Origin of the sequence: Nocardiopsis lucentensis DSM 44048, from assembly GCF_000341125.1 — a bacterium.
GTDB lineage: Bacteria > Actinomycetota > Actinomycetes > Streptosporangiales > Streptosporangiaceae > Nocardiopsis > Nocardiopsis lucentensis.
Map to the genome: position 1 here is coordinate 1 of NZ_ANBC01000475.1, position 20,060 is coordinate 20,060.

Here is a 20,060-nt window from a genome sequence, read left to right on the forward strand (position 1 = left end):
GCACACGCGGCTGACCGTGGTCACGAGCTCCGTGCTGTTCGTGGTCACCGGTGTGCTCGTCATCGCGATGGAGTGGGGCAACCCGGACACGTTGGGCGGACTGCACTGGGGGGCGCGGATCACCGACGGATTCTTCCACGGGGTCATGCCGCGCAGCGGCGGCTTCAACGTCACCGACACGGGCGCGATGAACGACTCCACCCTGTTGCTCACCATCATGATGATGTTCGTGGGCAACGGCAGCGCGGGGACGGCGGGCGGCATCAAGGTCGCCACACTCGCGGTGCTCTTCCTCGTCCTGTGGTCGGAGGTCCGTGCCCACGACCACGTGCACGTCTTCGGCCGCCGCCTTCCCCCCGACATCATCCGCCAGGCCCTCAGCCTGACCTTCCTGTCCATGACCGTGGTGGCGGGAACGACCGTGTTCTTCCTGCACACGACCCAGTTCTCGTTCATGGAGACCCTCTTCGAGGTGGTCTCCGCGGTGGGCGTGGTGGGTCTGTCCACGGGCATCACCCCGGATCTCCCCTCGTGGGCGCAACTGCTGCTCGCCGTGCTGATGATCGCGGGCCGCATCGGACCGGTCACGTTCGTCACCGCCATCGCCTTCCGTGAGCGCAAGCGCCGCTACGACCTGGCCGAGGGCCGGACGATGATCGGTTGAACACCACCCACCCGCAGTCACCGAAGGAAGACCCCGTGCCGTACACCAAGAAGGAATCCGACAAACGCATCCTGATCATCGGGCTGGGCCGGTTCGGCAGCTCCATGGCACTGGAGCTGATCAACCACGGCTGGGAGGTGCTGGGTATGGACTCCAGCCCGCGCCTGGTCCAGATGTTCGCCGACGCCCTCACCCACACGGTGATCGCGGACGCCACGGACGACGAGGCGCTCCGGCAGATCGGCGCGGCGCAGTTCACCCACGCGGTCGTCGCGATCGGGTCGCACCTGGAGGAGAGCATCCTCGCCACGTCGCAGCTGGTCGACCTGGGTGTCCCCGACATCTGGGCCAAGGCGGTCAGCCGCCGCCACGGTCGCATCCTCGAGCAGGTGGGCGCCCACCACGTGGTCCTGCCCGAGCACGACATGGGTGAGCGGGTCGCGCACCTGGTGTCGGGACGGATGCTGGACTACGTCGAGATGGAGGAGGGGTTCTCGCTCGGCAAGACCAAGGCGCCCAAGGAGCTCATCGGCCTCCCCCTGGCCGAGACCAGGGTCCGGCAGAAGTACGGGATCACGGTCGTGTCGGTCAAGCACCGCGGCGCGGCGTTCACCTACGCCAGCCGGGAAACCGTGCTGAGTAAGGGGGACGTGATCGTGGTCGCCGGTCGTACCGAGGACGTGGAGCGGTTCGCCGAGGCGGACTGAGCCGCGCGGGCCCGGCCGACCGGGAGCGGATCCACCGACCTGGGATCTTCCCCACCAGCCGGACAAATTGACAACCGTTTTCATTTTCCCGCATGATGGGTCCCATGCGAACTGGGACCACCGTGCGGGCCGCCGCCCTCGGCGCCGCGACACTCATGATGATCACCGCGTGCGGCGGCGGCGAGGGCGGGGCCGACGGCGCGGAGGACGCCGCGTTGACCCTCGTCACCGGCGTCTACCCCCTGGAGTGGCTGGCCGGGCGGGTCGGCGGCGACCGCGTGGCCGTCACGCAGCTCACCGAGCCGGGCGCCGAACCCCATGACCTCGAGCTGACCGGCCGTCAGATCGGTGAGGTCAGTGAGGCGGACATCGCCTTCTACGTCTCGGGACTCCAGCCCGCCGTGGACGAGGCGGTCGAGCAGGAGGCGGCGGACACCGCGCTCGACGTCGCCGACGTGGTCGAACTCCACCCCATCGGTGATGACGGCGGCCACGAGCACGAGGACGAGCACGCCCACGAAGAAGAAGGCGAGCACGCCCACGAGGAGGAGGGCGAGCACGAGGCGCACGCCGAGGAGGACGAAGAAGGCCACGAGGAGGGCGACGGGCACGACCACGGCGAGTTCGACCCCCACTTCTGGCTCGACGTCGATCTCATGGCGGAGGCCGCCGCCGCGCTCGCCGACCGGATGGCCGAACTGGACCCCGACGGCGCGCAGACCTACGAGGAGAACGCCGAGGCAGTGACCGCGGAGCTGACGACGATCGGCGAGGAGTACGACGCGGGACTGACCGACTGCGCGCGCCACGAGGTGGTCGTCGGACACACGGCCTTCGCCTACCTGACCGAGGCCCACGGGCTGGAGCAGATCGGCGTCAGCGGGGTCGACCCCGACACAGAGCCCTCCCCCTCGCAGATCGCGGCGATCGCGGACATCGTGGAGGAGCGCGACATCACCACGGTCTTCACCGAACCTCTGATGCCCGCCGCGACCGCCGACACCATCGCCGCCGAGTCCGGGGCCGAGGTCGCCGTACTCGACCCGTTGGAGGGGGTGACCGACCAGTCCCCCGGCGACGACTACCCCTCGATCATGCGCGGGAACCTGGCTGCACTGACGGCGGCCCTGGAGTGCTCCTGACCACTACCTCCCGGTCCATCTGAGACGCGCCGAGCCACACCCCTCCCCCTCCCCGAGCCCCATCGGTCACCCGACCGGTGGGGCTCTCACTTGTGCCTCTGGTGACCTTTCCCTGGGTGTTTTTCCGCCTTTCTAGACTTTTGTCGGGTGCGCTCACGCCCGAACAGAGCCATTCGATTACATGGCGCTTACATCATGCGAAAGCCGGGGACAAGTGGCCGCCGTCACGCTAGTCTTGTGAATGTGACAGTGCTGATGCACGTGCATATGTCAGTGCATCAGCACAGCACCTCCCCTCAAGTGGCAAAGGAGCAGGACAGCATGAGCGCACACAACGGCATCTCCGCGACCGAACTCACCGGTGCGGCGTGGCAGAAGGCGAAGCGCAGCAACTCCCAGGGCGCCTGCGTGGAGATGGCACGACTGAGCGACGGATCGATCGCCGTACGCAACTCCCGCTTCCCTTCGGGGCCCGCCCTGGTCTACACCCAGGAGGAGATCGACTGCATGATCCTGGGCGCCAAGGACGGTGACTTCGACAACCTGCTGAGCTGACCCGAAGGACGAAACGATCCGACGGCGCGCGTCGGAGGCTCCGCCCCCGAACGCCCGTCTCTCCCGAGCGGCGGCACCGGGGCCTCTCTCACCCCGATCGGGCGGCCGCGAACCTGGGGGCTCCACCGCGACGGTGGAGCCCCCAGGCCCGACGGGGCCGCGATCCCACGGCGGGCCAGGGCATCGGCCCCGCACCCCGTCGACACACGGCTGGCGGTCAGTCCCTTTCCAGGTCCGCCAGCATCTCCTCAAGCATCTCCAGTGTCTCGTCCGGTGTGGCCGCCGCGACACTCAGTCTGGTCATCGCCTTGGTGTAGGCCTCCACCACGTTCCGACGGTCGACGATCTCCCCGTCGGTCAGCTGCTCCAGGTAGAGCAGGTCCGCGAGCTCGAAGTCGGAGTAGCGGAGCAGGGTGAACGATCCCGCCTCGGCGGCGTGCGCGCCGACCTCGAAGGGGACGATCTGGAGGGTGATGTTGTCGTAGTCCTTGCAGAACTCGATCAGCCGCCGGAGCTGGCCGCGCATAATCTCCCGGCCCCGCGGCTTTCCCCCGATGGGCCGACGGACCGCGGCCTCGTCGAGGATGACCCACATGCGCATGTCCTTGTCGCGGTCGAGCCGCTGCTGTCTGCGCAGCCTGGCCTCGATCCGCTGCTCGGTGACCATGTCGGTCTCCACGCCACCGGAGATGATCTCGCGCGCGTACTCCTCGGTCTGGAGCAGGCCCGGCACGAACTGGGACTCGTAGATCCGGATGTGGTCGGCGGCCTCCTCGAAACCCACGTAGCGGACGAACCACTTGTGCAGGGAGTCGCCGTACTCCTTCCACCAGCCCGGCTTGTTGGATTCGCGAGCCACTTCGAGGAATTGCTTGATGACCTTACGGTCGGTGACCCCGTACATCTTGAGGAGGTCCTCGATATCCCGGAGCTTGAAACCGACCCGACCGAGTTCCATCCGGCTGATCTTGGACGCGGACGCGCGAATCCGGTTCCCTGCGTCCTCGCGAGTGATACCGCGCTGTTCGCGGTACTGCCGTAGCTCGTGCCCGAGGAGCATGCGACGCACGGTGGGGCCACTCCCCTTGCGCAATCGAGCGATATCCACGTTCGCCGCCTCTCTGTCATTCCCCGAACAAGGGTATCCGGACCGGTGGGACTCCTTTGCCGTGCGGTCAGGACACTACACGTACACGATATAGCCATGGTGGCCGTACACACGGAGCCCCATCGGGTCGCTGTCCCGTGTCCGACCGCCCCTCGAGCGGTCGCGGCGGCGGGGCGGCCGCCCACCGCGCCGGTCGGCACGTCACGCGAATTGCGCCCAAACGAACTTTCCGGTGGGGGGTGTCGGAATCACTCCCCACTCTCGCGCGAAAGCACTGACGAGTGCAAGCCCCCGCCCTCCTTCGAGGGTCAGGTCCGGCTGCCTTCTCCTCGGCCACCGTTCCCCGCCGTCGCGAACCGCACAGATGAATTCTCGCCCGCTGCGCATGAGCGAGAGCTGAATACCGCCCTCGCCCGGCCGAGCCACCGGCAGGGGGCCGCCGTGTCGGACCGCATTGGTCACCAATTCGGAAACAACGACCGCGACATCATCGGACAAGTACCCCATCTCCCATTCGCGGAGAAGGGCCTCGGATATCTCGCGCGCGGCGCCCACGGCGTACGGCCGGGGCTCGAAGCCCCACGTGACGGCGTCGTGCCGGTCACCGCACACGGGCGTGTTCCACCGGCTGGAACCGTGCTTCAGGACCCTGAACCACCATCCACCGGCCGGTTCCGCCACCGCCTCCGCACATTCCATGCCTTCCACTCCTCCCCGGTGCGTGTGCCCCGAACCCGTTCGCCCCGCGCTTACGGATATGGCCGTGAAACCCTCCCCCACGCTGGGGAACGGCGCGTCACTCCGCTCGGCGCGTGCCGCTGCACGGTTCGAATGCACGTGCACCCTGGCCTTGGAGGCAATCGTAGGCCAAGCCCTGACAATGTGCAGGGAAACGGGGACACCAATCCCCGACGAGGTTTCCGGCGCATGTCACGGCCTTCCCCGCACGACCCGTTCACACCACCCCGACTACCTACCGACCGGTAGGGATGGCGATAGGATTCGCTCGCGCCCACCTCGTGAACCTTGGAGGTAACACCATGTCCCCAACACCCCGTGTGGCCATCGTGACCGGCGCCGCCCGAGGCATCGGCGCGGCCACCGCCGAACGGCTGGGCNNNCGGGCCGTGGCCGTGCTGGACCTGAAGGTGTCGGACGCCCAGGAGGTCGTGGACCGCATCACCGCCGAGGGCGGTCGCGCGCTCGCGGTGGGCTGCGACGTGTCCGACGCCGACCAGGTGGCCGCCGCGGTCGACACCGTCGCCGAACGCCTGGGGCCGCCGCAGATCCTGGTGAACAACGCCGGTGTCCTGCGCGACAACCTGCTGTTCAAGATGTCGGTGGAGGACTGGGACACCGTGATGAACGTGCACCTGCGGGGCGCGTTCCTCATGAGCCGGGCCGCCCAGGCGCACATGACCGAGCACAAGTGGGGCCGGATCGTCAACCTGTCCAGCTCCTCGGCGCAGGGCAACCGCGGCCAGGCCAACTACTCCGCGGCCAAGGCCGGCCTGCAGGGCTTCACCAAGACCCTCGCGATCGAACTGGGCAAGTTCGGCGTCACCTGCAACGCGGTCGCGCCCGGGTTCGTCGAGACCGACATGACCCGGGCCACGGCCGAGCGCGTCGGCGTCGACTACGACGCCATGAAGGAGTTCAAGGCCGCCGAGATCCCGGTGCGCCGGGTGGGGGAGCCCGCTGACATCGCCAACACGATCGCCTTCCTCACCGGTGAGGCGGCCGGGTTCGTGTCCGGCCAGGTCATCTACGTGGCGGGCGGGCCGCTCGACTGACGTCGGCCCGGAGACGGCCACCGGCTGACCGCTCAGCCTGACGGTCGGGTGGGAGGGACCGGCCCTCCCACCCGACCGGTTTCCCGAAGCGGGCGCTCAGGCGGGTTTCTCCAGCAGGGTGATGCAGTCGCGGTACTTGGTGACGTCGTACTGTCCCCGGTCCCCCCACGAGTCGCGCTGCTGGGTCACACGCAGACCCGCCGCCCGCGCCCAGTCGGCGAACGCCCGTGGTGACACGTCGGAGCGGTTGCCGTCGTCGCGCCAGCGGCGCTGGCTGACCCAGCGTTGGACGACCTTCCCCGGGCGTCCGGCGCGTCGGGTCAGGGGGGCCAGACGCAGTGTCCAGTCGGGTTTGCCGGCGTGGTGGATGACCGCGCTCCCGCCGGGTTCCAGGATGCGGGCGATCTCGTCGAGGTAGCCGGTGATGACGTCCTCGTCCAAGTGCACGAACACGTCGAAGGACCACACGAAGCCGAGCGACGCGTCGGGAACGGGTTCCATGCCGCAGTCGGAGGTGTGATGGGTCCGCAGTCCCCGTCGGTCGCCGAATCGCTCCCGGCAGTGGTCGAGGCAGTTCTGGTTGATGTCGACGATCCAGACCGTGCGGGCGTGTTCGAGCAGGTGCTCGGTCCAGCGGCCCCGACCGGGGCCGATCTCCAGGACGTCGCACCCGGTGGCGCCGGGGGCGAGCAGCGTGTCGACGAGGGATCCCTTCCAGGCCGCGTAGGGCTGGCGGCAATGAGCGGCCATCCATTCCCATTCATCACCGTTGTGGTCCCATGTGTGCTTTTCTCCCCAGATCTTTCGGTTCCACTCGGTCGTCGGCATTTTCTACTTTCCCTTCCCGTTCCCGATGGGACGATTCCGCCTCGGCATGCACAAAGACCTGGGAAGACACCGACCTCAACATGCTGAGGCAGGCTTTTCCGCGCACCGGAGAATCGACCGAGGAAAAGTCAATACGACCACGCCCCACCGGTCAAACGGAAACACGTTGTCGACGCTTCGATGGTGAGATATCCCAACGCCCTGGGGGCGAGAGGGGCGGTCAGCCGACGGCCGTCTCCCGGCCCCCGGGTCCCCTCCCGGCCCCGGGGTTCTCGAACTCCCCGATCACGACGGACACCAGTTCCTCGACCAGGCCGACACCGCTGAAGTAGTCGGGGTGGTCGTCGGAGAGGACGGCGACGAGGTACTCGCGGTCGGGCCCCACCACGTAGCCGACACTGTTGATGTTCCACAGACCGTGGTTGCTCTCACGGGGGACCCAACCGTTCTTGAGCCCCACCGTGTCACCGGGTCCGGCCGCGGCGCTGATCCCCCACGCCTGTTCGGGGGCGACCGACTCCATGAGGCCGCGCACGTACGCGCGGTCCTCCTCCGAGAGCAGGCCCTGGTCGGCGTGTAGGGCGCGCAGCAGTCGGAGCTGGTCGGACGCGGTGGTGCGGGTCGCGCCCCAGACGCCGCGCGGGTGGGGTTCGGTGCCGGTGAAGCCGAGTGTCGCGGCTCCCGCCTCGAATCCCTCGGTGAAGCCGAGACGCGAGTAGAGGCCGTTGGTGACCCCGTTGTCGCTGTAGCGGATCATCCGCTCCGCCTGGGCGCGCTCGGAGGCGGTCAGCTCGCGCCCCTCCGCGTCGGCGCGCAGGAGCAGCATGGTGAGGATGGTCAGTTTGGCCGCACTGCCCGTCTGGAAGGGGTCCTGCGGCGCGTGGCTGAACGTGGTTCCCGTACGCAGGTCCTGCACGGCGATGCCGCACCGCACACCGTGTTCGGCGATGATCGCCGCGACCCGTTCGGAGAGTTCCCCGCGCTGCTCCGGGGTGAGCACGGCGCTCCCTGAGACGGGTTCGGGGGTGTCCCCCGGCGCCGGCACGACGTCCCCGGCGACCACGCCGCCGGGTGGTTCCGGGACGGTGTCCCCACGTGCGGCGGAGCCCGATCCCGGCAGGACGAGGGCCATGGTCGCGGCCACCGTGACCGCCGCGAGCGCGCGCGGCCAGGTGCGCGGGTCGGCTGGAGGACGCCGGGGCACGCTATCACCGGTCCGTTGGCGGGGAGGAATGGGCTGTTTTGCCCATTATCTACCCACAAGTGAGCACTGCGCTTAGCCGATATTGAATCGGTATGGCCGGATACGGCCCCGTTTCGGAACGTGTGCCCCCGGGTCACCCCTGTCGGCGCGTCTCCTCGTCGATGCCGCGTGCCACGAGCGCCTCGCCGGTCGCGTCGGCCATCCTCAGCAGCTGGACGATCACCGGCACCACCAGCAGGTACGGACGTCCCGACAGGCCCCGGGCCACGTAGCCCTCACGGGCGGTCCGCCAGGCCACCAGGACCATGGGGATGGAGCGCACGGTGAGTGCCAGGACCAGGGCGACACGGTCGGGGTTGGCGCCCACGCGGCGCAGTGGTCGGGCCAGGCGCTCGAAGAGGCCGAGCATCTCACCGACACGGGTCGTGAGCGTGACGGCGTTGGCCAGCAGCACGAGGGCGGCCAGCTGCGCGCAGAGCCGAAGAGCCGTCTGCCAGTCGCCGAACAGCGTCTGGAACACACCGATGGCCAACAGGAACGGCCACAGGGCACGCAGGACCCCGAACGCGTGGCGCGGCGGCAGGCCGACGACCGGGTACAGGACGAGGGCGGCGCCGAGCGCACCGACCGCCAGCCAGTGGTGGGCCGCCACGACCAGGGCGGCACCGACGACCAGCAGCGCCAGGAGTTTGGGACCGGCCGGGGTCCGGTGCAGCGGCCCCGAACCCGGCACGTAGAGGCCGGTCACCGGTCGGCCTCCTCCCGGTCCGCCCGTTCCATCCGGTCCACGTAGAAGGGCACCGCCTCTCCCGGAGCGCCGTCGAAGACCACGCGCCCGTCGTCGATGACGAGCACGCGGTCGAAGCCGGTGAGCAGGTCCAGGTCGTGGGTGAAGAGGACGACCTGCTGGTCGAGGCGTTCCAGGGTGCGGTGCACCATCCGGGTGTTGCGCAGGTCGAGCAGCGTGGTGGGCTCGTCGCAGACCAGTACCTCGGGTTCGGTGACCAGCACCGACGCCAGGGCCAGGAGCTGCTTCTGGCCGCCTGACAGCAGGTGTCCGGGGTGGTCGCGGTGGCTGTCCAGGCCGAACCGCTCCAGGATCCGGTCCACCCTGCGGGCGGTCTCCTCGGCGCCCAGGCGCAGCGACCGCAGGCCGATCTCCACGTCCTCGGCCACCGTCGGCATGATGATCTGGTGCGAGGCGTCGGAGAAGACGAACCCGACCCGACGGCGGACCCGCCTGGCGTGCCGCCGGGTGTTCCACTCCCCCAAGGACACCGTGCCGGCGTCCGGGACGACGAGGCCGTTGAGGGTACGGGCGAGTGTGGACTTGCCGGACCCGTTGGCCCCGATCACGCCGATGCGGTGCTCGGCGAGATCGAGGGTGACGTCGCGCAGTACCGCGCGGCCGTCGTAGGAGTGGGACACCCCCTCCAGCCGGAGCATCAGGCGGCCTCTTCGAGCACCGGGCGTCCGGCGGGCGGGATCGGGTAGGCGCGGAAGACCGTGGCGGCGATGAGGGCGGTGACCACGGCCTTGACGGCGTCGCCGGGCAGGTAGACGAGCATCGAGAGTCCGGCGGCCAGGACGCCGTCACCGAGGGCGACCGCCATCCAGGGCACACCGATCGCGTAGATGACGAGGATGCCGCCGACCAGGTTGATCCCCAGGCCCTTCCAGAAGGAGTACTTTCCGCCGCGGATCATGAGGTCGGTGAGGACGCCGATGACGAGGGCGGCGAAGATCCAGCTGACGATGAATCCGGCGGAGGGGCCGGCCAGGACCGCCAGACCGCCGCGTCCGCCCGCGAAGAGCGGGAGTCCGGCCAGGCCGAGGGCGAGGAAGGTGGCGACGGCGAGGGTGCCGCGCTTCCAGCCCAGGAGGGTGGGGGCGAGCATGATGCCGAGCGTCTGGAGGGTGATCGGCACGGGGGAGAAGGGGATCGGGATGGCCACGGAGACGCTCAGGGCCGCGATGAGGGCGGCGAAGACGGCGATGAGCGACAGGTCGCGGGCGGTCAGGCCCTTGTAGCGAACGTGTGTGGTCGTGGGGGTGGGCATGCGGAGTTCCCCTCAGGGAGGTAGCGGGTGATGGATCCCAACTATTGTCCGGTATGCCCGGTTCGCAGATGTAGGCCGGGGCGCACAGAAGGCCACGCCCCGGTGTTGTGGGAGTCCGCCTGAGACGCGCGTCACTTCCGGCGCGGGCCGGCGTCCCCGCGGAGGGAGGTCAGGAGGACGGTCCAGTCGGAGCCGGGGAACGAGAGATGGCCGAGGGAGCGGTTCTGCGTGTCCCGGACATGGACGCCTGAGTCCGTGTCCGCGACCTCGACACAGGCTCCGGTGTTCGAGCTGTACGACGACTTGCGCCATGAGAGTGCGGTTCGTTCCATGATGCGACCCCTTCGCTACGTGTACTTGGCGAGCGAGCGCTCGATCAACTCCAACGACTTCTCACGGCTCAGAGCCCGCTCCCGCAAACCGTCGAAGATCCCGGAGAAGTGCGCGACGTCGGCGAGGTCCTCCAGGTAGAGCGCGCCCAAGCCGTACTCGATGTAGACGACATCGTTGTAGGTGATCGCCTTCAGCCCCGAGTCCGGGAACGAGAGGATCATGAACGAGCCGTATCCGGCCGGGTGCTCGCCCGCGTTGAAGGGCAGGATTCGGCACGTCACTCTGGGCAGTTCGCAGCATTCCTGGAGATGACGAAGCTGGGTCGCCATCACCCTGGGTCCGCCCACCTCGCGGTAGAGCGCGGACTCGTTCATGATGACGTCCAGCGTCGGGGGATTGTTACCGGTCAGCCGTTCCTGACGGGCTTTCCGCAACGCGGCGTGCTCCCGCGCCTCGTCATCGGAGACAACATCCACGGCCGTACGGGCCAGAGCGAACGCGTACTCCTCGGTCTGGAACAGCCCGTGGATCAGCTCGGTCTGGTAATCGCGGATCGTGTCGGCCTCGGTCTCCAGCCCAACATAGGAGTCAAACCACGCTGGCGTCGTCTTGTACGTCTGCCACCAACCCCGGCGACGCGCGGCGTGCGCCAGCTCGAAGACAGCATCGCACTCCTCGTCGGTGCCTCCGTAGTACTTCATGAGGACCTGCGCGGTACCGGGTTGGATCCTGGTCGTCGCGCTTTCGACCTTGCTCAGTGTCGCCGCGTGCATGCCTGCGTGCTCGGCCGCCTTCGCTGCCGTGATCCGCGCGCCCTCCCTGCGCTGACGCAGCACTCTGGCCAGGGTCCGCCGCGCGACCGTGGGGCTGGCGTCCGCCACCCGACACCTCCTGATGCAGACATGGACGTCCACAGTTTCGCTGATCCAATGCACGGCGCCAACTTTTCGCAAGTTGCCAATAATAGAGATTCTAAAGACTCTCTTGCCAATATCTGTGTTGCCGTGCACACTAGCAGTGATGACGGTGGCCGTCCGGAGGCTCGCACCGGCGCCGAACACAGCGAGCCCACACGAAAACGGCCCTGATCAGGTGCTGGCACACCTGGTCAGGGCCTTGGCCCACAACCTGAGTTAGCAGGTGCGGACTCATGTCCAAACGTACCGAATCCTTCCCCGAACCCCGTCGACGACTGCCGCTGCGACGCTGCTCCTTCCGGTTCGCTGGTCGGCCCGAGAGCGTCAGCGAGGCCCGTCAGTGGCTCGACCGGCGGATCGCCCTGGCAGACGCGCCCGAGGAGACCGCAGACACCGCGCGTCTCCTCCTCTCCGAACTCGCGACCAACAGCGTCCAGCACTCCCCGAGGCCTCCGGGCGAACTCGGCGGTTTCTCCGTCCGGGTGTTCTTCCTCCACGACTGGCTGCGGGTGGAGGTCCACGACGCGAGCAGGCGTCCCCCAGTCCTCAGGGCTGCCTCCCCCGACGCCATGGACGAGAGCGGTCGCGGCCTCGTCCTGGTGAACGCGCTCGCCTCGCGGTGGGGGCGTTTCCAGTCGGTCCTGGGCCCCGGCATGTTCTTCGAGCTGCGCTGGGACGTCCCCGAACTCCTCACCCCCGTGGTCCCCCTCCAGCGGAAGGGCCGGTGACCGCGATGACCATGACCGTGGAACGGGAGATCACCGGGCTGCCGGTGGCCTGGGAGGTCCACCGCCTCCAGTCCGCCTACCGACGACGCGGATGGACGATCTGGCACGGGGAGTCGACCGGCCAGTACTGGGCGGCGCACACCGGCCGGATGGTGCTGGTCAGCGGTGACAGCGCCGAGGAACTGGTGGCGGAGATCGAAAGGATCCAGCCCCGTCCGCACCCGTCGTGGCGGCTGGTGCCCCGACCACGCCGACGCGGTGCCTGATCACTGACCGTGGCCCGGGGCTAGTCTCCCGGGCCACACTCGTTCCGCGATTTCGGCCATCGCGGCAACGTGCACGACCCGTTGAATCCCGGCCCTACTCGCTGCGCTGGATCCGCTTGATCGGCACCGGGAGCACGCAGACCGGATCGGGGACCGCCAGGCGGTGACCCGTGTCCGCGGGGATCCCGGTCCCGGGGTCCACTCGCAGCGACATCAGGGAGTCCCCGTTCTGGGCCGCGGCCACGATGTGGTCGGGGTCGCCGTGGTGCCCTCGCACGACGGTGAAGTGGCGCGGCCACGCGCCCAGGGGCGTGTCGGCCAGGTGCTCCAGCCGGTCCCCGCCGTCGTGGACGGGGGAGGTCGACAGCACGTCCGCGCCCCGGTTGGACACGTACACGCGCTCGCCGTGCACGGTGATCTCGGCCGGGAAGTTGGTCCCGGCGGCTTCCTCCGCGGTGGCGGGGACCGACCCGACGTGCTCACCCGTGCCCGTGGCCGGGTTCCACCGCACGACGTGCACCCGCGAGTCCAGCTCGCCGGACACGTACACGCGGGCGCCCGAGGGCGCCGCCGCCATGTGGCGCGGACCGGCGCCGGAAGGCAGCGCTACGACTCCGACGGCACTGTCCCGGGAGTACACGCGCAACTCGTCGGTGCCCAGATCGGCCACCAGCACGTGGTCACCGACGCGCGCCGCGCTGTGCGCGTGCGGTCCTTCCTGACGGTCGGCGACCGGGCCGCCGCCCGTGTGCCCGAACCGCGCCGTGCGCTCCCCCAGGGCGCCGTCCGGCGCCAGGTCGTGGAAACTCACGACACCGTCGGCGTAGTTGCTCACCGCGAGTTCCGAGCCCCTCGCCAGCACATGGCACGGCGACCCGCCGCCGGAGGGCACGGAGCCCAGTTCGGTGAGCGTGGCGTCACCCGCGACGCGGAAGGCGGTGACCGTACCCTCGGCGCGCTCGTTGACCGCGTACACGACGTACCCCTGGGCGCCCTCGGCCATGGTGTTGAGCGCCAGGAAGGACGGCCCGGGGGTGCGCGCGGCGACTCCGCCGTCGGTCAGCTCCCCCGTGGCGGGGTCGAACCAGACCCGGTGGACGCCCCCGCCCTTGCCTGGCGGATCGGAGTCGGGGGTGTAGGTACCCACGAAGAGGAGACGCCACCGCTGGTCCACCGAGCAACCTCGTTTCCTTCGCACATGCGCCGAAAGTGGTCTATACCACCAGCGGCATGCTATCGTCCGGCCGCCTTCACCGCCTCCAGCGCCTTCATGATGCGCTTGTCCGAGACCGGGTAGGCGGTCCGCAGCTCCTGCGCGAACAGGCTGATCCGGTACTCCTCCAGCATCCAACGCAGTTCGACCACGTCCGCGTCGGCCGCGCGCCCGGCGGGCAGCGCGCCCACGACCTTGCGCACGGCCTGGCGCATCTGCTCGACCTTGGCCATGTTCACCTGGTCGCGGCGCGGGTTCTCCGACAGCTTGTTCAGCCGGTACTCCACGCCGCGCAGGTACCGGTGCAGGTCGTCCAGGCGGGACAGGCCGGTCCGGGTGACGAAACCCTCCGAGACCAGGTCGCCGAGCTGGCCCTGCACGTCGTTGAGCGAGGGGAGCACGGCCAGGGACGTGGTGCCCTTGACCTTCTTGGACACCTTCCGCCACACCACGAGGGCGCGGGCCACCCTGCCGAGCAGCTCGGCCAGGGCGTCCCCGAGGTCGGCCCGGATCCGGTCGGCGAGTTTGGCGAAGTCCTCGGCGTTCCACACCGGACCGCCCTCGCGCGCCAGCAGGTGGTCGACGGCGGCGGCCTCGCAGTCGGCCATGAGCTTCTTGACCGACCCGTGCGGGTTGTCGGCGAGGGCGAGCTTGTCCGGGTTGTTCAGCCCCTTGCTCACCGCGAGCGCAGGAGAGGGGATGTTGAGCAGGAGGAGCCTGCGGGTGCCCGCCCACATGGCGGCGCGCTGCTCGGGCTGGGTGTCGAAGATCCGCACGGCCACGCTGTCGCCCTCGTCCACCAGGGCCGGATACCCCTTGACCTTGGGTCCGAGCGCCTTGCGTTCCAGCGTCCGCTCCAGCGGACCGAAGTCCCAGGAGGTGATCCCCTTCCGCTCCACGCCCTTGGCCTCGGCCGAGATCGCCTCCCGGAGTCTGGGCTTGAGCTTGGCGCGGAGTCTCTCCAGGTCCTTGTCCTCGGCGAGGGACCGGTTCCTGCCGTCCACCGCGCGGAAGGTGATGCGCAGGTGGTCGGGCACCCGGTCCAGCTGGAAGGCGCTCGCGGGGACCTTCTCCCCGGCCATCCGGGTCAGCTCGTCGGCGAGCGCGCCCACGAGGGACCCCTGGTAGGGAACGAGCCCGGCACGGGCCTGGGCGGCGTTGTCCGGGACCGGGACGAAGTTGCGGCGCAGCGGCTTGGGCAGCGAGCGGATCAGCGCGGTGACCAGGTCGTCGCGCAGACCGGGGATCTGCCAGTCGAACCCGTCGGCCTCGACCTGGTTGAGGACCTTGAGCGGGATGTGCGCGGTGACGCCGTCGGCGGCGCTGCCCGGCTCGAACTGGTAGGTGAGCGGGAAGGCGAAGGGCCCCTGGCGCCACACGTCGGGGTAGTCGTCCTCGCTGACATCGCCCGCACCGTCGTTGATCAACTCATCGCGGGTGAAGTCGAGCAGGGTGGGCTCGGTCCGGCGCTCCTTCTTCCACCAGGAGTCGAAGTGCGCCGCCGAGACGACGTGCTCCGGGACGCGGCGGTCGTAGAAGGCGAACAGCGCCTCGTCGTCGACGACGATGTCGCGGCGGCGGGCCCGGTGTTCGAGGTCCTCGACCTCCTCCAGGAGCTTGCGGTTGTCATGGAAGAAGTGGTGCCGGGTGTCCCAGTCGCCCTCGACCAGCGCGCGCCGGATGAACAACTCGCGGGAGAGCGCGGGGTCGATCCGCCCGTACTGCACCTTGCGCTGCACGACGATCGGCACACCGTAGAGGGTGACGCGCTCGAAGGCCATCACGGCGCCGCGCTTGCGCTCCCAGTGCGGTTCGCTGTAGTGGCGCTTGACGATGTCCCCGGCGAGCTCCTCGGCCCACTCCGGTTCGATCTTGCCGACCATGCGCCCCCAGAGCTTGGAGGTCTCCACCAGCTCGGCGGCCATGACGAAGCGCGGCTGCTTCTTGAACAGCGACGAACCGGGGAAGATCGCGAACCGCGCGCCGCGCCCGCCCAGGTACTCGTGTTTGTCGGGGTCCTTGAGGCCGACGTGCGAGAGGAGTCCGGCCAGCAGGGACATGTGCACGGAACGGGTGTCGACCGCGTCCTCGGGGAGGCGGGGCACCTCCACGTCCATGGAGCGCAGCACCTGCTTGAGCTGGCCGTGGATGTCCTGCCACTCGCGGACGCGCAGGTAGTTGAGGAACTCCTCGCGGCACAGCTTGCGGAACTGGTTGCCCGACAGCTCGCGCTGCCTCTCGCGCAGGTACCGCCAGAGGTTGAGGAAGGCCAGGAAGTCCGACTCCTTGTCAGCGAACCGCGCGTGCGCGGCCTGGGCCTGCTGCTGCTTGTCGGTGGGACGCTCGCGCGGGTCCTGGATGGACAGGGCGGAGGTGATGACCAGGACCTCCGCCAGACAGCCCCGTTCCTCGGCCTCCAGCACCATCCGGCCCAGCCGGGGGTCGATCGGCAGTTGGGCCAGGCGGCGGCCCGTGGGGGTGAGGCGGCGCTTCTTGCCGGAGGGGTCCGGGTGCAGGGCGCCGAGCTCGGTGAGGAGGTTGACGCCGTCCTTGATCTGGCGGTGGTCGGGGCCGTCCACGAACGGGAAGGCGGCCACGTCGCCCAGGCCCAGGGAGGCCATCTGGAGGATGACCGAGGCGAGGTTGGTGCGCAGGATCTCGGGGTCGGTGTACTCGGGTCGGGAGAGGAAGTCCTCCTCCGAGTACAACCGGATACAGATGCCCTCGGACACTCGGCCGCAGCGACCCTTGCGCTGGTTCGCCGAGGCCTGGGAGACCGCCTCGATCGGCAGGCGCTGCACCTTGGTGCGGTGGCTGTAGCGGGAGATGCGCGCCGTGCCGGGGTCGATGACGTACTTGATGCCGGGGACGGTCAGCGAGGTCTCCGCGACGTTGGTGGCCAACACGACGCGGCGGCCGCGGTGGGAGGTCCACACGCGTTTCTGCTCGGCCACGGAGAGGCGGGCGTAGAGCGGGAGGACCTCGGTGTTCGGGAGCTTCTTGCGCTCCAGGGCCTCGGCGGTGTCGCGGATCTCGCGCTCACCGCTGAGGAAGACGAGGACGTCGCCGGGGGCCTCGCGGCCCAGCTCGTCGACGGCGTCGAGGATCGCCTGGGTCTGGTCGCGGTCGGTGCCGCCGCCCGGGTTCCTCTCCTCGGGGTCGAGGATCTCGTCGGAGATCGGCCGGTAGCGGACCTCGACGGGATAGGTGCGGCCGGAGACCTCGACGATGGGGGCGTCGTCGAAGTGGCGGGAGAAGCGCTCGGGGTCGATGGTCGCCGAGGTGATGACGACCTTGAGGTCGGGGCGCTTGGGCAGCAGCTGCTTGAGGTACCCGAGGAGGAAGTCGATGTTGAGGCTGCGCTCGTGGGCCTCGTCGATGATGAGCGTGTCGTAGGCGCGCAGCATGCGGTCGTGCTGGATCTCGGCGAGCAGGATGCCGTCGGTCATCAGCTTGACCAGCGTGCTGTCGCTGGAGGAGTCGGTGAAGCGCACCTTGTAGCCGACGGTCTCACCCAGCGGGGTGCCGACCTCGTCGGCGATGCGTTCGGCGACCGTGCGGGCGGCCAGGCGGCGGGGCTGGGTGTGGCCGATGGTGCCCATGACGCCGCGTCCCAGTTCCAGGCAGATCTTGGGCAGCTGCGTGGTCTTCCCGGAACCGGTCTCACCGGCGACGATGACGACCTGGTGGTCGCGGATCGCCTCGGCGATGTCGTCGCGGCGGGCGCTGACCGGGAGGGCCTCGGGGTAGGTGAGTTCGGGCACGGCCTCGCGCCGCAGGTCCACACGGAGGACGGCCTCGTCGATGTCCCGACCGATCTGCTCGGTCACGGAGGCACGACGGCGCTCGTCACGGATCTTGGCCAGACCGTCGATACGGCGGCGGAGCCGGTGCCGGTCCGTCGGCATGAGGTCGCGCAGCCGGGCTCGCAGTGTGTCCGCGCCGGGCGCGGGCGTGGTGGTGCTCATCAGTTCTCAAGGTTATGAGGGTCGGCAACCGGTTTTTCACCCGGCTCGGCCCCGCGACCGCGCGCGGCCGCGGCGAGGTCGGGCGGACGGGAACGGGAGGGCCGCTGGGGCAAACGCCGAACCCTCCCCGTTTGTTCCGGGTCCCCGTCTCCCCGCCCGACCGGGAACGCCGGCTGCGGGCGGACTCCCGCGCCGGGGTGAGGACGCTCGCCGATAGTGTCGGGCCCCGGAACGAGAAGGAGTCGCGGACACATGGCCCTGGCCGCACCGGACGTCCAGACCGTCGACGGGGTGTTCGAGGGGTACGCCGACGGCGAGCCGAGGGTGACGCTCAACGAGGTCGACAGTTCGCTCTGGGAGGTCACCACCGCGGACCCTTCCGTGATCCGACTGCTCCGCGAGCGCTACCCGGACGCCGTGACGACCCGCGGGGCCGCCGCCCGGTGACCGCGCCGGCGGGGCCGGACACACCGATCCCCTCCCGCGTGCTATGCCAGGATGGTCCGTATGCCCAAGGACACGCGCACCGCCCTGGTGGCTTCGGCCAGCGCCCTCCTGGACTCGGGCGGGATCGACGCGGTCACGCTGCGAGAGGTCGGGCGGCTGACCGAGGTGTCCCACACGACGCCCTACAAGCACTTCGCCGACGAGGAGGCGCTACTCGCCGCCGTGGCCGCGCGTGAGCTCGAACGGCTGAGCGATGTCGTCGACGACGCCGCCCGCCAGTCCCGGAACTCGCGGGACGCCCTGCGAACCGTGCTGCGTTCCTACACCGCCTGGGCCCTGGACCACCCGGTGCGGTTCCGGCTGGTCTTCGGTTCCTGGGCCCGCCCCCAAGAGGACCTCGACCGCGCGGCCGACCGGGCGCGGGCCGCGCTGACGGCCGTGGTCAGCCAGTGCCAGCGCGACGGCGTCGTCCCCGGCGGCGACCCGGAACGGCGCACCGCGCTCCTGCTGGCCGTGGTGCACGGGGCGATCACCCTGTACCTGACCGGGCACCCGCCTCGGGACGGCAGGGGACGGGCGGACCCGGACGACCTCGTCGACGACCTGCTCGACCTGCTGGGCTCCGCCGCCGGATGATCCCCGCCCTTGACGGGGTGTCCGGCACTCCGCGGGATCATTGACATCCTGTCCCCCGCCAGAGCGGCGTCACCGGGCTAGTGTTGCCTGCCATGACGACGAACGACCAGGCCACCGCCCCCTTCGCACTGCACGTCCCCGACGCCGAGTTGGAGCCGGAACCGCTCGACCCCGGGCAGGTCGTCTCCGGCGACCCCGTGGTCACCGGCACAGTGCTGTGGGAATCCGCCGACGGCACCCAGGTCCGGGGCCTGTGGCAGATCACGCCCGGCGTGGTCACCGACACCGAGGCCGACGAGCTCTTCGTCGTGGTGAGCGGGCGCGCCACCATCGAGGTGGAGGACGGCCCCACCCTGGAGGTCGGCCCCGGCGACGCCTGCGTCCTGCGCGAGGGCGACCGGACCACCTGGACCGTCCACGAGACGCTGAGGAAGGCCTACCAGATCAGTCTTCCCCAGCGCTGAGTCCGACCGCGCCCCAGCTGCCGATCAGCCGCAGGACCTCCTCCGACGGCGATCCGGGTTCGGCGTGATAGGTCACCAGGAACTGGTAGGGGTCGTCCGGCAGGGCGAACGTCTCGAAGAAGAGCGTCAGCTCCCCGGCCACCGGGTGCCGGATCCGCTTGGCCCCGTGCCCCCGCTCCTTCACGTCGTGCGCCGCCCACAACCGTCGGAACACGTCGCTCTTCATCGACAGCTCACCGACCAGTGCGGCCAGCTGGGCGTCGTCCACGTGGTATCCGGCGTCCATACGCAGCTGGTTGACCGTGTCGGACGCCTTGGTCTCCCACTCCACGAACATCTCACGGTAGTCCGGACGCAGGAACACCAGGCGCGCCCAGTTGCGCTCCCGGGGTGGCAGTGCGCCCCAGTCCCCGAACAACGCCGTCGCCATCCCGTTCCAGGCGAGGATGTCCAGGCGGCGGCCCATCACGTACGCGGGCACCCCGGTGAGGCTGTCCAGCAGCTGTCGCAGGGAGGAGCGCACCTGCTGCGTACGCACGGCGGGCTTCTTCCCGTGCCGCCTCGGCTGGGCCAGGTGGGTCAGGTGGGCGTGCTCGGCGGCCGTCAGCCGCAGGGCCCGCGCGATCGCGTCGAGCACCTCCGAGGACACCCCCTGTCCCCGTCCCTGCTCCAGGCGGGTGTAGTAGGCGACGGAGACCCCGGCGAGCTGGGCCAGCTCCTCCCGACGCAGCCCCGGCACGCGCCGGTAGCGGCCGAAGTCGGGCAGGCCGACGTCCTCGGGTTTCAGGCGGGCACGCCGGGAGCGCAGGAACTCGCTGAGCTCAGCGCGCCGGTCGAGCGGCGGGTCGGTCTCCCTGAGGGGGTCGGCCCCGGAGACGGGGACGGTGCCCGCGTGTGGGGTGGTCCCGGGATGGGGGGCGGTGTCCATGCGGGAGGTGGCGTTCCCCTCGACTGGGTGCTCGTCCATGCCCGCCAGTATTCCCGATCCCACGCCCCTGAGGCTGGCCCCGCCAGTGGTAGGGAAGCC

General features: G+C 69.7%; 22 protein-coding genes. 10 read left to right on the forward strand and 12 right to left on the reverse strand.

Going from position 1 to position 20,060, the window contains the following annotated elements; genetic code table 11:
* The 4 genes from D471_RS0116915 to D471_RS0116930 form a co-directional block, all read left to right on the forward strand.
* Positions 1–664 (forward strand): potassium transporter TrkG (locus tag D471_RS0116915; protein ID WP_017599720.1); only part of this gene is annotated, 664 nt, incomplete at its 5' end.
* A gap of 35 nt (positions 665–699) precedes the next feature.
* Positions 700–1,371: a potassium channel family protein gene (locus D471_RS0116920; RefSeq protein WP_017599721.1), complete on the forward strand. Its 672-nt coding sequence runs from the start codon at positions 700–702 to the stop codon at positions 1,369–1,371.
* Between the two features lie 104 nt (positions 1,372–1,475).
* On the forward strand, positions 1,476–2,513 hold the full coding sequence (locus tag D471_RS0116925; protein WP_017599722.1) for a metal ABC transporter substrate-binding protein: 1,038 nt from the start codon (positions 1,476–1,478) through the stop codon (positions 2,511–2,513).
* 321 nt (positions 2,514–2,834) lie between these two features.
* On the forward strand, positions 2,835–3,068 hold the full coding sequence (locus D471_RS0116930; protein ID WP_017599723.1) for a DUF397 domain-containing protein: 234 nt from the start codon (positions 2,835–2,837) through the stop codon (positions 3,066–3,068).
* Between the two features lie 217 nt (positions 3,069–3,285).
* On the opposite strand, the gene D471_RS0116935 is transcribed toward D471_RS0116930, so the two are convergent.
* Both D471_RS0116935 and D471_RS0116940 read right to left on the reverse strand, forming a co-directional pair.
* A complete protein-coding gene (locus D471_RS0116935; RefSeq protein ID WP_017599724.1) occupies positions 3,286–4,128 on the reverse strand; it encodes a helix-turn-helix domain-containing protein in 843 nt (280 codons plus the stop codon).
* A 249-nt stretch (positions 4,129–4,377) separates the two neighbouring features.
* Positions 4,378–4,875, reverse strand: coding sequence for an ATP-binding protein (locus D471_RS0116940; RefSeq protein ID WP_017599725.1), 498 nt, complete (start codon positions 4,873–4,875; stop codon positions 4,378–4,380).
* 341 nt (positions 4,876–5,216) lie between these two features.
* On the opposite strand from D471_RS0116940, the gene D471_RS0116945 reads away from it, so the two are divergent.
* On the forward strand, positions 5,217–5,969 hold the full coding sequence (locus tag D471_RS0116945; RefSeq protein WP_026127805.1) for an SDR family oxidoreductase: 753 nt from the start codon (positions 5,217–5,219) through the stop codon (positions 5,967–5,969).
* A 96-nt stretch (positions 5,970–6,065) separates the two neighbouring features.
* Here D471_RS0116945 and D471_RS0116950 read toward each other — a convergent pair whose 3' ends face one another.
* From D471_RS0116950 to D471_RS0116980, 7 genes are all read right to left on the reverse strand, one after another.
* Positions 6,066–6,797: a class I SAM-dependent methyltransferase gene (locus D471_RS0116950; protein WP_152486342.1), complete on the reverse strand. Its 732-nt coding sequence runs from the start codon at positions 6,795–6,797 to the stop codon at positions 6,066–6,068.
* A 220-nt stretch (positions 6,798–7,017) separates the two neighbouring features.
* A complete protein-coding gene (locus D471_RS0116955; RefSeq protein WP_017599728.1) occupies positions 7,018–8,001 on the reverse strand; it encodes a serine hydrolase in 984 nt (327 codons plus the stop codon).
* Between the two features lie 133 nt (positions 8,002–8,134).
* A complete protein-coding gene (locus tag D471_RS0116960; RefSeq protein ID WP_017599729.1) occupies positions 8,135–8,749 on the reverse strand; it encodes an energy-coupling factor transporter transmembrane component T family protein in 615 nt (204 codons plus the stop codon).
* Complete coding sequence (locus tag D471_RS0116965; protein WP_017599730.1) at positions 8,746–9,447, reverse strand: energy-coupling factor ABC transporter ATP-binding protein; 702 nt, start codon at positions 9,445–9,447, stop codon at positions 8,746–8,748. The genes D471_RS0116960 and D471_RS0116965 overlap by 4 nt, the downstream gene beginning before the upstream one ends.
* Positions 9,447–10,061 (reverse strand): biotin transporter BioY, encoded by a 615-nt coding sequence (locus D471_RS0116970; RefSeq protein ID WP_017599731.1) that lies wholly within the window; start codon positions 10,059–10,061, stop codon positions 9,447–9,449. Before D471_RS0116970 ends, D471_RS0116965 begins: the two co-directional genes overlap by 1 nt.
* 131 nt (positions 10,062–10,192) lie before the next feature.
* Positions 10,193–10,393, reverse strand: a complete 201-nt coding sequence (locus D471_RS0116975; RefSeq protein WP_017599732.1) for a DUF397 domain-containing protein — start codon at positions 10,391–10,393, stop codon at positions 10,193–10,195.
* A gap of 15 nt (positions 10,394–10,408) precedes the next feature.
* Entirely contained in the window at positions 10,409–11,275 is an 867-nt protein-coding gene (locus D471_RS0116980; protein WP_017599733.1) for a helix-turn-helix domain-containing protein, read from the reverse strand.
* Between the two features lie 269 nt (positions 11,276–11,544).
* Between D471_RS0116980 and D471_RS0116985 the strand changes: the two genes are divergently transcribed.
* Together D471_RS0116985 and D471_RS0116990 are read left to right on the forward strand one after the other, a co-directional pair.
* Positions 11,545–12,039: an ATP-binding protein gene (locus tag D471_RS0116985; RefSeq protein ID WP_017599734.1), complete on the forward strand. Its 495-nt coding sequence runs from the start codon at positions 11,545–11,547 to the stop codon at positions 12,037–12,039.
* A gap of 5 nt (positions 12,040–12,044) precedes the next feature.
* The gene (locus D471_RS0116990; RefSeq protein ID WP_040690008.1) at positions 12,045–12,305 is read left to right on the forward strand and encodes a hypothetical protein; all 261 of its coding nucleotides are present in this window, start codon (positions 12,045–12,047) and stop codon (positions 12,303–12,305) included.
* 94 nt (positions 12,306–12,399) lie between these two features.
* On the opposite strand, the gene D471_RS0116995 is transcribed toward D471_RS0116990, so the two are convergent.
* The gene (locus D471_RS0116995; RefSeq protein ID WP_017599736.1) at positions 12,400–13,479 is read right to left on the reverse strand and encodes a lactonase family protein; all 1,080 of its coding nucleotides are present in this window, start codon (positions 13,477–13,479) and stop codon (positions 12,400–12,402) included.
* Positions 13,480–13,538: 59 nt separating this feature from the next.
* Positions 13,539–17,486 carry an ATP-dependent RNA helicase HrpA gene (gene hrpA, locus D471_RS0117000; protein ID WP_017599737.1) on the reverse strand — a complete coding sequence of 1,316 codons (3,948 nt, stop codon included), beginning with the start codon at positions 17,484–17,486 and terminating at the stop codon, positions 13,539–13,541.
* A 252-nt stretch (positions 17,487–17,738) separates the two neighbouring features.
* Between hrpA and D471_RS0117005 the strand changes: the two genes are divergently transcribed.
* The 3 genes from D471_RS0117005 to D471_RS0117015 all read left to right on the forward strand — a co-directional run bounded on the left by D471_RS0117005 (position 17,739) and on the right by D471_RS0117015 (position 19,033).
* Entirely contained in the window at positions 17,739–17,933 is a 195-nt protein-coding gene (locus D471_RS0117005) for a hypothetical protein (protein ID WP_017599738.1), read from the forward strand.
* 60 nt (positions 17,934–17,993) lie between these two features.
* Positions 17,994–18,569 (forward strand): TetR/AcrR family transcriptional regulator, encoded by a 576-nt coding sequence (locus D471_RS0117010; protein ID WP_017599739.1) that lies wholly within the window; start codon positions 17,994–17,996, stop codon positions 18,567–18,569.
* 92 nt (positions 18,570–18,661) lie between these two features.
* A complete protein-coding gene (locus D471_RS0117015) occupies positions 18,662–19,033 on the forward strand; it encodes a cupin domain-containing protein (protein ID WP_017599740.1) in 372 nt (123 codons plus the stop codon).
* On the opposite strand, the gene D471_RS0117020 is transcribed toward D471_RS0117015, so the two are convergent.
* Entirely contained in the window at positions 19,014–20,000 is a 987-nt protein-coding gene (locus D471_RS0117020; RefSeq protein WP_017599741.1) for a helix-turn-helix domain-containing protein, read from the reverse strand. The genes D471_RS0117015 and D471_RS0117020 overlap by 20 nt on opposite strands.
* Positions 20,001–20,060: the final 60 nt, after the last annotated feature.